The sequence below is a fragment of the Anaerobutyricum soehngenii genome, from assembly GCF_009697165.1.
GTDB lineage: Bacteria > Bacillota > Clostridia > Lachnospirales > Lachnospiraceae > Anaerobutyricum > Anaerobutyricum soehngenii.
Window position 1 is genome coordinate 1 of sequence record NZ_VULP01000006.1, and the last position, 15,604, is coordinate 15,604.

Consider the following 15,604-nt stretch of genomic DNA (forward strand, 5'->3'; position numbering starts at 1 on the left):
GATAGGAGTATTTATCACTGGGTATTTTTATGCCCTTTTTTGGGTGTTGATAGGAGGAAAATCACATGAAAATAATTAACTTAGGCATTCTGGCTCACGTTGACGCAGGAAAGACAACATTAACGGAAAGTTTATTGTATACCAGTGGTGCAATTGCAGAACTAGGGAGCGTAGATGAAGGCACAACAAGGACAGATACAATGAATTTGGAGCGTCAAAGGGGAATCACTATCCAGACAGCAGTGACATCTTTTCAGTGGGAGGATGTAAAAGTCAACATTGTGGATACGCCCGGCCACATGGATTTTTTGGCGGAGGTGTACCGCTCTTTGGCTGTTTTAGATGGGGCCATCTTGGTGATCTCCGCTAAAGATGGCGTGCAGGCCCAGACCCGTATTCTGTTCCATGCCCTGCGGAAAATGAACATTCCCACCGTTATCTTTATCAACAAGATCGACCAGGCTGGCGTTGATTTGCAGAGCGTGGTTCAGTCTGTTCGGGATAAGCTCTCCGCCGATATTATCATCAAGCAGACGGTGTCGCTGTCCCCGGAAATAGTCCTGGAGGAAAATACCGACATAGAAGCATGGGATGCGGTCATCGAAAATAACGATAAATTATTGGAAAAGTATATCGCAGGAGAACCAATCAGCCGGGAAAAACTTGTGCGGGAGGAACAGCGGCGGGTTCAAGACGCCTCCCTGTTCCCGGTCTATTATGGCAGCGCCAAAAAGGGCCTTGGCATTCAACCGTTGATGGATGCGGTGACAGGGCTGTTCCAACCGATTGGGGAACAGGGGAGCGCCGCCCTATGCGGCAGCGTTTTCAAGGTGGAGTATACAGATTGCGGCCAGCGGCGTGTCTATCTACGGCTATACAGCGGAACGCTGCGCCTGCGGGATACGGTGGCCCTGGCCGGGAGAGAAAAGCTGAAAATCACAGAGATGCGTATTCCATCCAAAGGGGAAATTGTTCGGACAGACACCGCTTATCCGGGTGAAATTGTTATCCTTCCCAGCGACAGCGTGAGGTTAAACGATGTATTAGGGGACCCAACCCGGCTCCCTCGTAAAAGGTGGCGTGAGGACCCCCTCCCCATGCTGCGGACGTCGATTGCGCCGAAAACGGCAGCGCAAAGAGAACGGCTGCTGGACGCTCTTACGCAACTTGCGGATACTGACCCGCTTTTGCGCTGCGAGGTGGATTCCATCACCCATGAGATCATTCTTTCTTTTTTGGGCCGGGTGCAGTTGGAGGTTGTTTCCGCTTTGCTGTCGGAAAAATACAAGCTTGAAACAGTGGTAAAGGAACCCACCGTCATTTATATGGAGCGGCCGCTCAAAGCAGCCAGCCACACCATCCATATCGAGGTGCCGCCCAACCCGTTTTGGGCATCCATCGGACTGTCTGTTACACCACTCCCGCTTGGCTCCGGTGTACAATACGAGAGCCGGGTTTCGCTGGGATACTTGAACCAGAGTTTTCAAAACGCTGTCAGGGATGGTATCCGTTACGGGCTGGAGCAGGGCTTGTTCGGCTGGAACGTAACGGACTGTAAGATTTGCTTTGAATACGGGCTTTATTACAGTCCGGTCAGCACGCCGGCGGACTTCCGCTCATTGGCCCCGATTGTATTGGAACAGGCATTGAAGGAATCAGGGACGCAACTGCTGGAACCTTATCTCTCCTTCACCCTCTATGCGCCCCGGGAATATCTTTCCAGGGCTTATCATGATGCACCGAAATACTGTGCCACCATCGAAACGGTCCAGGTAAAAAAGGATGAAGTTGTCTTTACTGGCGAGATTCCCGCCCGCTGTATACAGGCATACCGTACTGATCTGGCCTTTTACACCAACGGGCAGAGCGTATGCCTTACAGAACTGAAAGGGTATCAGGCCGCTGTCGGCAAGCCAGTCATCCAGCCCCGCCGTCCAAACAGCCGCCTGGACAAGGTGCGCTATATGTTTCAGAAGATAATGTAACGTCTTGCGCAATGCAAGCGTTCATTGCTGGCTATTGCGAAATATCATTGATAAAATCAGTATCAGAGAGGAGAAACTATTTTGAACCAGGAACAGACGAATATTACAACAGGAAAGCAAATACGTCATCTGCGAACACAATTGGGAATGACACAGGAAGAACTAGCCGGGGAATTGAATGTTACCCGGCAGGCACTATCGAATTGGGAGAGAGATGTTAATGAACCCGATTTAAATATGTTGAAAAAAATTTGCTTTCTTTTTGGAGTCAACATGGACGATTTTGCGAAGGAGGTAATAACAAAGATGGAAACATATGAAAAAAAGGAGAAACGACAATTTAATAAGTACGATATGGCAATTGGACTTTTTTATGGTGTTGGTATATTTCTTGGCATTGGTATTTTCTTTGTTGGCGGTTTTATGACAATGTCAGGTGCAGGGTGGGGAGCATCACTATTTGGCGGTGGCTGTTTTTCTCTTGTATTTGGCTTGATATGCCATGCAGTTATTACATTGAGAAGAAATGACAAATGATGACATATCCTGCTTTCTATACTTTTCGGTAATACCGAGTAAAAAAAGCCGCTGCTTTTGGCTTTCCAATAGCGGCGGCTTAATGCAAGCGGCGGCAAAGGGAAATATCCTTTGAATACCTTACAGAAGAAAAGTTTTGCAGCATTACAAAAATAAAAGCCTATACCATTTTGGAAAGAAAAGATACATAATAGTCAAGACGACAACAATCAGAAGTTATGGAGGGTAACAATGGAATATAGTAAGGAAGATTTAATGGAAGCAAAAAAGCAAATTTTGGGAGTGGGAGAGAACATGGGAACAGAGGAAAGTAAAAAAATCTGGGAGGAGAACGCACAATTTTGGGATAATGCAATGGGTGACGAATCTAATGAATTTCACAGAGAGGTAGTGCGCCCCAAAGTAACGGAACTTCTATCTCCTAATCCTGCGGATTACATTTTGGATATTGCGTGTGGCAATGGAAATTATTCTTCGTATCTTGCACAAAGAGGTGCTTCGGTTGTCGCTTTTGATTACAGCAAAAAAATGATAGAATTGGCTAAAAGACGGCAATCACAATATGCAAAACAAATTGAATTTTGTGTGGCGGATGCGACCGATAGAAAAAGTATATTAGAATTAAAAAGAAATCGAGCCTTTACGAAAGCAGTTTCTAATATGGCAATTATGGATATTACGGACATTGAACCACTTCTTATGGCTGTTTATGAACTGTTGCAGGAAAGCCTTGCATTGGTTTTCGGCAGTTCATCATATTTATTGATTTTATTGCGATTCAGCCACAAGAGACATTGTTCTCTTTCACTTCCAAATTCATCTGGATGTTTTATATAATATTTTTCAATCTGCTCTTTAATCTTATATTTCTTCATAAAGGACATAAGATACGGACAGCTCTTTGCATAATCTACCGGTAAAGAATGATTTGAATCCGTTTTTGACAACAATCGTGACATCTGTATATAGGAGTTTATGTCATTTTCATCTATCTGCAAATGATGCTTCACGCTGCTGTCATCCGTATAATCACCGGAATCCATGACAGATATACGCTCTGTCCTGCTGACTCCCTGATTCAATACCACTGAACTCAACCTCTATCTTGTACTTTCCAGCATTCTCATTATCTTCTGAAATTACAGCCTGCCTTTTCACTCGGCACAAGTCCTTAATTTTCTGCTCCAGCAGATTTCTATTGTCACTTTCTGTTTCCAAAACAGCATCCGCTACTGTAACCTGCTCAAATGGATTCTTTGCATCTCCTACCGGTCCACAGAATATATCCTCTAAGAATTTATCCCCATTCAGATACATATTCTTTGTACCAAGCCACAGCATCATTTCAACATTTTTATTAATTGCAGAATAGGAAGCATTCATGGAACCAAGATACAGGTCAACATCTGAATATTTCCTTCTCAGATAGATTTTTGCATGAATATCCTGTTTCTTTTTATCTGCGAGTTCATCTGAAATTTCTTCCTCACCATCTATAATCTCATCCTTTAATGCATAGATGGTAAAATTATCTACATCTGATGCTTTGAGTTTTCCAAGCTCAGAACGTCTCGTAACAAGTGTTCTCTTACAGTCCGACAATGCCCTGTCTGTCAGGTTAAAATCTGCAATCACACTTTCTGATAAAAACGGAGACATCACTACAAGCTCATTAAATGTCGAATTGGCATTTCCTCTTTCCTTGCAGAATAGGATATCCTCCTGCATCCGGTAAGCATTTTTTCCAATACCAAGTGGAAGCACTTCAAAATCCTCTCCAAATATTTTACTATCAAGTGAAAAGGATACATCCTTAATGTCTGCACATAATCCACGAATCAGGTTTCTTTTCTTTCCGGCATTATTGCTGGTATTATGCACATTCATTACAAGATAATCCAGAAAATCACAGATAGGCTGAGTCTTTTTCTTCTGTCTGACATTTTTACTGCTATCCATTGCAAAGCTGATATCCCAGCTCCTGTCAAAAGTCAGATTTCTGCTCATTACCACAAAACGATATTTTTTATCTCCATCAGCGTTTACATATGCTAATACCCATGTTTTCGGATGAAATGACGGATATCGACCAAGCTGTCTATCTTTTGGCAGTGCGACCTCTACTACCATTTTCTCTAATAAAATAGATAGTGCAGTCGGTTTTGTTGGCACTTTAATCTGTCCTGCTTCACAAAACAGCACGATTTTATCTGATACCTTCTGCAATGCATTCAGCATACCAATTGGATTTTGCATAAGCTTACTATCTGTTTCTTCAGATAATCCAAGACATATCGCCACAGCTGTGAGTGCTTCCAGGTCAAGTGAATATGTAGTGCCTACTGCTCTGTCCAATCTATATCCGTCCGGAGGCATCAAAATACCGCTGTAATCCGTTCTATCTCGGTTTGAATCCGGTCTAAACATCAGCACTCACCTCCCCGGCATAGATGTCATTCACAATTCTTCTGGCATTCGAGAATCTGTAATCGAGCATTCCACCGCCTACCCATTTTGAATGATCAAATTCCTTTGTTCTGCTTAACTTCGCTCTGGCTGCTCCTTTCAGGCTCCGTTCCCTCTTGCGAATCAGTTCATCAGCCATATCAATATCTAATGTAATAAATGCTGCTTGTATCCCACATAGAAAGCTCTTTGCCCTTGGATTGATCAACTGGAATTCTCCAAACACTGCATCCAGATCTACTGTCGCATTATGCCTTATATCCGGAAGCAACCTGCTCCATTCATCATTTGCGTATGTATTCTCGTCTTCTGAAAGCATGACATTGTATCTTACTCTCGCCATATACACCAGATTATTAAAATCGCAGGCAAGCTTCATCATATATGCCAGCTTTTCACCTACTTTTTCCGATAGTTCAGCCGTTAAAGAAGCAAAATCATCATATTCATTCAAATCAATACGATTTTTCAATACATATTCCAAAAGAGACCCTTTCGTTGACTTCTGAATCTGCTTATCCAGATAGAATGCTTCCTCCTGCGTCAGCTCTATTGTAAGGTTGTCTCTCCAATCATCATGATAAATCGGAAGATTCCAGAATCTAATATTGCCGATGTCTCCTGCATCCGAATCATCCTTATCATTTTCCTCTGCATCATCATTCCTGTTTCCCAACCGGCTGACAGACTTCTGTTCTTTTAGCTTTACCGCCAATGAAACATACTCCGGTATAGACAGACCATAATCACAGAATATTCCAAAGGTACGAATTCCATTCCAGTAGATATCTGATGGTTTTCTTGCCACCCAGCCCTTTGGCAATACACGACTTCCAATAACACCTTCTGCCTTGGGATCTGCTTCTAACAATCTGATGCCACAATCTTTTTCAGCAGAATCTATAGCTCTTAAAACTCTATTTGCATCCTTTCCATACCTGCCATCAACAGCCTCCCTTAACATATATGGAACAATAAGGAAGTACTTTGCTCTAGTCTGGATGGTAGATGTCCCCGGAAAGAAATAATTGGCAAAAGCATCACGAATAACGCCGATTCCAAGTTCATCGACTGCTCCCTGTTCACTCAGAAGGTTAATCACATCGAATGCCTTCTGCCGGTCTTCTTTTGAAAAATCTATCCATCCTAACTGCATGTTTTCACTTCCTTATTTCTTCGTCAAATATGTATCTTCCACATAAGTCTCCGGTGTCGCCTCTTCAATTACTCCCGACTTTGGATCAAAGATATATTTCTTCTTCAATCTCTCATACAATACAGAACCTACAGTCTCCATTACCTGCCTCATCATATCAGGATCATCAAACAGTTTTCTGAAAAACTGGTCATTCTGCTCATATCTGTCTGCTGCCATATTCGGAAAATCCTTTTCAAATAACAGCATAAATGTTGCCCTGTCATTGTTCTTTGCGTAGCTCTGCCATTTCTCCTGATTGGCATAATCATTTTCCATCTGAACAAGAACTTTATCCATCTCTGTAAAATGAGTGCCATACTTTTCGTTTATCTTATCAATGATTACTGTCAACGGGTCTTTCTTAGGCTCTCTATGACCGGAATCACCGGAGATAGGTGTATATCCGCCTTCTGTGCTTTCAAGCTCTATCGGACCTTCAAAGTCTTTTTCCAGCTTATAGTATTCAAGAAGAACTTTGTCATCAATATTTATCTTCTCTCCACCATGTCCCTTAGGAAGCATTGTGTATAAGAATTTTGAATAAATACTGAATCTATGAATATCCTTGTCAAATAATCTGCATACCTGTGTAATATAGGCATACACACGGTTAAAACTTGCCAAGGTAGACTTAAATATATCCTGTTTTTCAACCTCAAGCACTTCATATCTGTCTATTGCTGGTCTTAACTGTCCCTGAAGCTTTCCAAGATCACCAGCTGATTGATTCTCATTCTGATAGAAAATATCCGCAAATTTATCCACTTCTGATTTCTGATATACCCTGAAATCATCCAAGGTATTCTTCATATCATATACAACATTAGGATCTGTTTCCTCCAAGAGCACAGTTTCCTCATAGAATGGCTCAAAAGATGCTTTGATATCCTCTGCTGAATTCACAAAATCAAGTACAAAGGTATCTACTTTTCCTCTTGTAGTACGATTCAGTCTTGATAAAGTCTGTACTGCCTTTACACCGGACAATTTCTTATCCACAAACATGGTGTGAAGTAGTGGTTCATCAAAGCCTGTCTGATATTTTTCTGCAACAACAAGGATTCCATAATCATCTGCATGGAATGTTTCCGGCAAAGCCTTTTCTTTTATTGTCTTGCCTTCTTTATCCTTGTTCATTCCCTCTTCGGTAAACACATCATCGTTATCTTTCACTTCACCGGAAAAAGCGACTAACACTTCAAGGTCATTCAGTCCTTTTTCTTTTATCTGTCTCTTAAATTCCTGCACATATCGTACTGCATGAAGTCTGGATGGTGTAACAACCATAGCCTTCGCTCTGCCACCTATCTTATGTCTTGTGACATTCATAAAATGTTCCAGCATAATGGCAGTCTTCTGAGAGATATTATGTGGATGCAGTGTCTCATAATTTATAATTGCCTTTGAACCAGCTGTTGTATCAAATTCCGGATTATCCTCAATAATCTTGGCAATCTTATAGTACATTTTGTAGGTCATATAGTTCTGCAAAACATCCAAGATGAAATGCTCCTCTATTGCCTGTCTCATAGAATAAATATGGAAAGGTCTGTAGATTCCTTCCGCATCCTTCTGACCAAACAGCTGCAATGTTTTTCCTTTTGGCGTTGCTGTAAATGCAAAGAATGATAAGTTCTTATGCATCCCCTGTGCTGCCAGTTCGTCTAATAGCTTGTCCTCATCATCCTTGCGGTTTCTCTCGTCCTCATCTTCCATCTCGGCATACTCTTTCAGAATTTCTTCAGTATCAGCTAATGCTCTTTTTAACTTTTTCGCTGCATCTCCGGTCTGCGAAGAATGTGCCTCATCAATAATAATCGCAAATCTTTTTTTTGCAGAATCCACTTCTTTATAGATTACCGGGAATTTCTGTAATGTAGTAATAATAATGCCTACACCATCATTGATTGCATCTCTAAGCTGTCCCGAATTTTTATCTACTTTCTTAACCACACCTTCCACATGGTCAAACTGATATACTGTAGACTGTAACTGACTGTCCAACACTCGTCTGTCAGTAACGATGATTACTGACTGGAAAATCTTATTGTCTTCATAATCATGGAGTCCGGTAAGTCTGTGTGCCAGCCATGCAATCGAATTGGACTTTCCTGAGCCTGCACTATGCTGGATCAGATAACTCTTACCTGAACCATTCTTTTTTACATCTTCCAACAGCTTTGTAACAACATCAAGCTGATGATACCTTGGGAAAATCATAGTCTCTTTCACAAGATTTCCATTTTTATCGTACTCCTGCTGCAAGTGCATATATTTCTGTAAAATTTCCATCAGACTGTCTTTGCAGAGTACTCTTTCCCAAAGATAAGCTGTATCATATCCATTTGGATTTACCGGATTACCTTTGCCACCTACTTTTCCGGCGCCATTACTTCCCTGATTAAATGGCAGGAAATAAGTGTGTGCGCCCTCAAGTCTTGTAGTCATATAAACATTGGTAAGGTCTACAGCGAAATGTACCAATACCCTTTCCTTAAAGGCAAAAATCGCATCCTTACCGGCACGATCAAACTTATACTGATTAATCGCATTTGTTGTATCCTGTCCTGTAAACTGACATTTCAATTCCATAGATACCACCGGAATGCCGTTTGCAAAAAGAACAATATCAATGCTGTTTTCATTATGTACAGAATAATGAAGCTGTCTGGTACAATGAAGGATATTCGCATCATACTGCATCTGTGTAGTCTCATTCAAAGAGGTCTCCGGCTTCCAGAAAATCGGATAAAACTTGATTCCTCTGTCCATAAATCCATGCCGCATCACATTCAAAAGATTCGTTGTCTTTACTTCTCTTTTAAAACGTTCGATGATCTGTTTCTCGGAATTCTCCGCATAAATTTTTACATATCTTTCCCATTTCTTAGGCTGACTTGTCTTAATAAACTCAACAAAAGTATCTTCTTCAAGTCCTGATTCACGATTAAATTTCTTTGGATCACCTTTGGTATATCCACCATGATGAGTCAGATAGTCTTCGATATCTTCCTCAAATCGTTTCTCTTTTACATCAAAATCAGACATGAGCTACACCTCCTTTTTGCCTGTGACAACTTCGTAAATGAGGGATTTTTTGTATTCTTGATATTTCTTAATAAGTTTATTTCTTTTATCAATCTCAACTTCAATATGATTTACCTTATCAGTTATGTAATCAGCTATTTTCTTCTGCTCATCATATGGTGGAATAGGAATATAAAAATTCAAAAACTTATCTGCTTGTAGTCTCCATCTTCCCATACCACTTACACCTTGTCCTAATCCATAAAAAATTCGTGCACTATAACACATTTGCATCATATACAAATAATACTTTGGACACATACCATTCTTATCATTTAATACAAAAACCCTATAATCAGGACTTGTAACTCCTTCGTACTTTGAAATATCTACCCAACCGGTCAGCAAATCCATATGATTCATTGCGAAATCACCTTTATGGACTAACTGATAATTTGCATAGCTATTTGCAAACTGTCCTTCATTGTTAGAAAAATCTTTAGGAATTATTCCTCTTTGTGTAATTGACAAAACAGTATGTCCTTCTTCTCCTGCAATATCTTTCTGAATATGGAATACATACTTTAATCTTTTCATTTCCCAATTTATAGGAATATTTCCAAACCATACACTTCCGCTATCCTTCATCTCTACATCTGGATTTATTCCACTGGTTACTGCTTCCGTAATAATTGATAATTTGTATTCCTCTAATTTTTCAATTATCACCTTCTGCTTTTCTACAATTTCATCAATCTTTGAACACTTGGCATCCAGATATTCAACTATTTTATTTTGTTGTTCTATATTTGGTCTAACCAACGGAAGTAAAAATAACTTGCTTGATTTTATTCCAGTTGCTGTTGAACCAGTAGATAATGAATGTAAAAACTGCTGGAATCCCTCGTTCAACATCCAATACTTCAAATAATAGTTATTAACAGTACTTAATGCTCTAAATTTTATAATACGTTGTGCTAAGGCAATATCAGTTCTATCTACATTAGCCACTTGCCCCAATGGAGCCTCTGTAGTAAATAGTATATCGCCAATTTGTGGTATTCCTCGATGCATTATCTCCTCATAATCGGCTTCACGAACGTATTCTTTTGATAACTCATAGCATATTTTCCCATCTTTTATATTCTTTGCAGTTACTAAAAAAGTTCCTTCTTCTGTTTTTTCTGGTGTTTTTCCCCTATAATCGACAATTGAATCTAATTGCTTTGTTAAGGGAACAATCTCCCAATCTTTTGGTATCTTCCCAATCCATTCCACTCCACTATCCTTCATCTCTCTCATAGGTCAAATACCTCCTCAAGACTTCCAGATAGTTCTGTCTCTAAATCCATAATCTCTGCCATAATTTCTGCTGATGGTCTTGGAGCTTCATACTTATAGAAATATCTCGTAAACGGAATCTCATATCCCACCTTTGACTTTTTCTCATCTACCCATGCATCCGGTGCAAATGGAAGTACTTCTCTTTCAAAGTACTCTTTGATATCCTCTTTTAACGGAACATTTTCTGTATCACGAAGACTGGTATCCGGCTGTTTCTTTCCCTTTTTCAATACCAGATTGCCTTCTTCATCACGAAGCGGTCTTTCTACTGTAATCTTGGTATAACCAAAATCCTCGTCATCATAAATCTGGCTGATTTCACTCTCTTTAAAATCACCATATATCTTTGTAATCTCTGCAATATCTTCCTTAGAGATATCATTTCGCTTATTTCCTAATGCCTTTCTTCTCTTCACGAACATCTCATTGGCATTGATCAGCTGCACTTTTCCTTCTCTGACTGTACCTGCCTTTTTATTTGACAATACCCAGATATAGGTTGCAATTCCTGTGTTATAGAAAATATCATTCGGTAAAGCAATGATTGCCTCAAGCAGATCATTTTCAAGAATATATCTTCTGATTTCAGAAGGTCCGCTTCCTGCATCTCCTGTAAAAAGTGGGGAACCATTATGAATGATTGCAATTCTGCTTCCACCTTTATCAATATCTTTCATCTTTGATATTGCTGTCATAAGAAAAAGCATCTGTCCGTCACTTGTAGCCGGAAGTCCTGCTCCAAATCTTCCTCCGAAGCCAAGCTTTGCCTCTTCCTCTACTTTTGCCTTTTCATTCTTCCACTCACGTCCAAACGGAGGATTTGAAAGGATATAGTCAAATGTACTGCCTGCAAACTGGTCATCCGATAATGTGTTGCCATCCTTAATGTAATCAGCATTGTTACCCTTAATCAGCATATCAGCCTTACAGATTGCAAATGTCTGGTCATTGATTTCCTGACCGAACGATACAAGCTCTGTAGATGCATTCAGACTATGTAAATATTCCTCTGCTACAGAAAGCATACCTCCGGTTCCACAGGCAGGATCATAAATCGTCTTTGCCACATTATTGCCAGAAAGGATGTCATTATCATCATAGAAGAGAATATTAACCATAAGTTGGATAACTTCTCTTGGAGTGTAATGCTGTCCTGCATCTTCATTATGAGACTCAGAGAATCTTCTTATAATTTCTTCAAAAATATATCCCATTTCAAGGTTAGAGATTTCATTCGGATGAAGATTTCCTCTGTCTGTTGTATATTCCTTTAAAACAATATACAGAATCCCCTTATTTGCCATCGTTGTGATGTGTCCATCAAACTTAAATTTTTCCAGAATATCCCGCACATTTGCTGAAAATTTATTCAGATACTCTCTAAAATTCTCCTCAATGTGGTCAGGATCATCCATAAGTCTTTCAAATGTATATTTACTTGTATTGTAAAAATCCTTTTTTGAAGCCTTACGAAGTAAAATATCTTTCATTGGAAGATTCTTTACTTCATCGTATTTCTGTAATACCGCATCCTTCGTATCTGAGAGAATACAGTCAAAACGTCTGATTACTGTAAGTGGTAATATAACATCTCCATATTCATGTGGTTTATATACACCGGTAAGCTTATCTGCTATTGCCCATATTAGGTCTGCTTTCTGATCTATTTTTGCACTTCTCGTAGCCATTTACATTTTCCTCCATAAGGTAATTTACTTTTCTTTGTTATCTGGTACATAGTCAATCAAATCTCCAAAGTTACAATCCAACTCTTTGCAGATTTTTTCCAAAACAGATAGTTTCACCGACTCGCAGTTTGTCATCTTTGCTATTGTACTGGAGCTAAGACCAGTCTTGGCACACAAATCTCCTTTTTTCATTCCGTGGTCAATTAACTGTTTCCATAATCCATTATAACTAATTGCCATCCTCTTTTCCTCCGTTTAATGTGCAATCAATATCAAAATTATTTTATCACACAAAAAACTCCTTGTACAATTCGCATTTACAAATATCACATATCTTTTTTCAAATATTGAATATCTTTTTTAATTTATTCACAAACCTTTTGAATTTATCTGCTACAGATACTCTTTTCCTAATTGATGTGGTTAGAAGAAAAACATCTCCAATCTGCTTTCATTATAACGTTCAATCCATATTTACGCATTAAAAAAGGATGCAGGGATTGACTCCCTACATCCTTCATTAGAATTATAATATTATACTTATCTCACACCCCGATCAGCCCCTCTCTCCGGCTTATCTTTTCCCTGCTTTTCTTGAATAATCCTCTTATTAATCTCAAGCCGTTCATGAATGGATAATTTCTTATCTTTTCCAACTACCGCCTGCTTCTGTTGTACCTGTTTCCTATCTGCTTTTCCTGCATCCTTGACCACTGCATTCGCTTCGGTACTTGTTCCCCGCTCATCTGCTCTTCCTTCATTTCTTTCCGTTATCTGCTGTTCTCGTCTCTCTTTCACACCTTTTTCTTCCAGATTGCAAAAGCTCTGCAGATACGGAAGCACATGATTCTGCATGTCTGTCAGATCTTCCATATATTTTTGGAACTCTTCACTTCCTTTACCTTTCTGGTAATTGATCCAATACTCATCTGTAAGCTTCATTTCATTATCATACTTCAACTGACTCACAATACCGCCATGTCCATTTCCAATATCTATTGACTTCTTGAAATGATGCAGCATCTGTTCACCTTTTTCCGCATAATATACAGTCACATATATCTTTGTGATTTTTGTAGGTTCCTCTGTCTTCGAATCACGTTTTGCATACCATTCTTTATCCATTTCTGCTGTTTTTGCATCCAGCTCGGATAACTTCTGACATCTTGGATTCATGAGAGCACTTTCTTCACAATAGTTTACATACACCATTGGTTCCAGATTCTTTGGAAACTCCGGCTCATAGACTTTCAGTCTTTCAATCAATACACCTGCACGCACAGACTGGTCACATTCTTCGTCTACAATATCCTTCAGATAAGAAATATAAGAATGTGTATTGCCACTCTGCAAATCCAACATCACCTCTTGTACCGTATTTTCTCCCGTCTCCACATTATCTCGATACTCATACGGATCAAAAGCTTCTGCAATCTCATCCAATGCCTCTGCCAACTGTTCTGTGGTCATCTTCTCTGGATACATTGCTTCCCGAACATCCCGCATTGGTACATACTTATAGTCCGGCAATGCATCATGAATTTTCTCAATCCCTTCCCGTATCAGTGCAAGTTCTCCATAAAATCGAACATCGTCCATCAGATTTCCAAGTACTGTATTTCCTTTTACGATTGCAAATTCAGCATCATCATAGTAACTGTCTTCCGGATCACGATAGATAATCCCCATACTGCATACTCGATAGGCATTCTCAGGATTCTCCCTATATTTTTCATAAACCGCAGCAATCTGATTAACATCGGTACTTTTTTCATAAGCTCCCATATCATGGAACTCATCACATTCTGCGGCAAAGTATTCCAGATACGGTTCTTTCTTCGGTGGCATATTATTGAGGACATTATCAATCATGTTATAATTTGCCTCTTCCAGTTCTTCTACCTTTGCCAATGGCTTATATTCGCCCTGGCTTTTCTGAATCTCTGCCATTACAACCTCATCCATTTCTTCTACCTTTTCCATCAACTGATCATAATCCCCACGGATGCGTTCTCCAGTCCATCCTTCGTCTTCCAAAAGTTCCTCTGCCGCTTCTTCAATAGAAATTTCACCATTTTCATAGACGCCACCATCCATCAGGCGGAAATCTTCATCGTAAAAGGAATAATCATATCCTCCTTCTGTTCTCTGAATAGCAAAGTAACGTTCTCCTACCTCATATGCCAGTTCACTAAGAACCTGTTCTTCCAGATTCAGGAAAGAATCTAGCTGTTCAAAACTGATACTGTCTACAAAATGAGCGGTTACCTTTCCCCCCTCATTCAGAACTACGATATCACTGACAGACAGGGAATGTCCTCGAAAGTCTTCTGGTCTGTCGATGTTGAATCGTTCAAATATATCATCTAGCGACATATTTCCAAATAATTCTCCCACATAGACCAGTTCATAGTCTTCTTTTTTAATCTGCATCCCGTGACTTTCAATGAAGCTCATATTCATAAACGCATAGTTTTCACCTGGCAAACCATCTCTTATTTGATAAATACCGAATGTTCGTCTTGTCCCTAATAGCAGATTTGCCTCTTTCAAAGACTGAATCTGCGGATATTTCTGCATCTCCCATTCCAAATTGCGGAATCGTTCCAGTTCTTCTGTAGACATCTGATAATGCTCCGGACCTCGTTCAATCTCCATTCGCTCTGTAACATAGATTGGTGATGAAAAATTGGTAATCAGATAGATATCTGCTCCGGCATCATATAATTTCAGAGCTTCTTCCTGTCCAATCACATTCATCGGCTCCTGAAATGCTCCAAAATCTTCATCTGCATAATCCAGATCCTGATCCCTTATCCGTTCCCACATCTGTGATTCCATGCCAAACAGCCCTTCATGTGCCTGTATCATTTCTTTACTTGCATACTCTCCCTTGCTGCCATCACTACCCAGGCAATAGATTTTAGAACCCATTCTGTGATAATCCAGGGCTGCTGCTTTTCTAAGCGGCACCATATCCTCTGCTGTATATCCATAATCCCGAAGTTCCAGCTTGCCTATGGTTGGATCTGGTAAGTCCTGAATATCCATTTGGGCATCATCCAGAAGTTCCTCTACTCTATCTTCATCTGACCGATTGACTGCATCTGCCAGATTTCTTACCAGCGTCCTTACTTTCTCTTCTTCGCCAACCAGATTTGCATATTCAAAAATCTGTTCTTTTACGTCCGCTGGAATTGCTATTCCCATGTGTTCTGCACGGTCTATTTGTTCCTGTGTATATTCCTGCATTTTCTGCGTTTCTATTCCTGTTATCATGTTTCTCGCCATATAAGTTCCTCCTGTATTCCCAAAAGTGGCATAACCGGCAGAACATTCTTTCTACCAAATTATGCCAT

At 39.9% G+C, this 15,604-nt stretch carries 9 protein-coding genes and 1 pseudogene; 3 read left to right on the forward strand and 7 right to left on the reverse strand.

What is annotated here, in order from left to right:
• Window positions 1-65: 65 nt before the first annotated feature.
• The 3 genes and pseudogenes from tet(W) to FYJ25_RS04415 all read left to right on the forward strand — a co-directional run.
• Window positions 66-1,985: a tetracycline resistance ribosomal protection protein Tet(W) gene (tet(W), locus tag FYJ25_RS04405; RefSeq protein ID WP_154580645.1), complete on the forward strand. Its 1,920-nt coding sequence runs from the start codon at window positions 66-68 to the stop codon at window positions 1,983-1,985.
• An 81-nt stretch (window positions 1,986-2,066) separates the two neighbouring features.
• Window positions 2,067-2,522, forward strand: a complete 456-nt coding sequence (locus FYJ25_RS04410) for an XRE family transcriptional regulator (protein ID WP_001071126.1) — start codon at window positions 2,067-2,069, stop codon at window positions 2,520-2,522.
• Window positions 2,523-2,753: 231 nt separating this feature from the next.
• Window positions 2,754-3,296: pseudogene (locus FYJ25_RS04415) on the forward strand (class I SAM-dependent methyltransferase); the annotation flags it as partial.
• Window positions 3,297-3,551: 255 nt separating this feature from the next.
• Here the strand turns inward: FYJ25_RS04415 and FYJ25_RS04420 are convergent.
• The 7 genes from FYJ25_RS04420 to FYJ25_RS04450 all read right to left on the reverse strand — a co-directional run bounded on the left by FYJ25_RS04420 (window position 3,552) and on the right by FYJ25_RS04450 (window position 15,536).
• Entirely contained in the window at window positions 3,552-4,949 is a 1,398-nt protein-coding gene (locus FYJ25_RS04420) for a phospholipase D family protein (RefSeq protein ID WP_243145682.1), read from the reverse strand.
• Window positions 4,942-6,144: a DUF6361 family protein gene (locus FYJ25_RS04425; protein ID WP_073106984.1), complete on the reverse strand. Its 1,203-nt coding sequence runs from the start codon at window positions 6,142-6,144 to the stop codon at window positions 4,942-4,944. The genes FYJ25_RS04420 and FYJ25_RS04425 overlap by 8 nt, the downstream gene beginning before the upstream one ends.
• Before the next feature lie 12 nt (window positions 6,145-6,156).
• Window positions 6,157-9,234: a type I restriction endonuclease subunit R gene (locus FYJ25_RS04430; protein ID WP_073106987.1), complete on the reverse strand. Its 3,078-nt coding sequence runs from the start codon at window positions 9,232-9,234 to the stop codon at window positions 6,157-6,159.
• 3 nt (window positions 9,235-9,237) lie between these two features.
• Entirely contained in the window at window positions 9,238-10,515 is a 1,278-nt protein-coding gene (locus tag FYJ25_RS04435) for a restriction endonuclease subunit S (RefSeq protein ID WP_073106989.1), read from the reverse strand.
• Window positions 10,512-12,245, reverse strand: coding sequence for a type I restriction-modification system subunit M (locus FYJ25_RS04440; protein ID WP_073106993.1), 1,734 nt, complete (start codon window positions 12,243-12,245; stop codon window positions 10,512-10,514). The genes FYJ25_RS04435 and FYJ25_RS04440 overlap by 4 nt, the downstream gene beginning before the upstream one ends.
• A 24-nt stretch (window positions 12,246-12,269) precedes the next feature.
• Entirely contained in the window at window positions 12,270-12,485 is a 216-nt protein-coding gene (locus tag FYJ25_RS04445; RefSeq protein ID WP_028086451.1) for a helix-turn-helix domain-containing protein, read from the reverse strand.
• Window positions 12,486-12,785: 300 nt separating this feature from the next.
• Window positions 12,786-15,536, reverse strand: a complete 2,751-nt coding sequence (locus FYJ25_RS04450; protein WP_028086450.1) for a YodL domain-containing protein — start codon at window positions 15,534-15,536, stop codon at window positions 12,786-12,788.
• Between the last annotated feature and the right edge of the window lie 68 nt (window positions 15,537-15,604).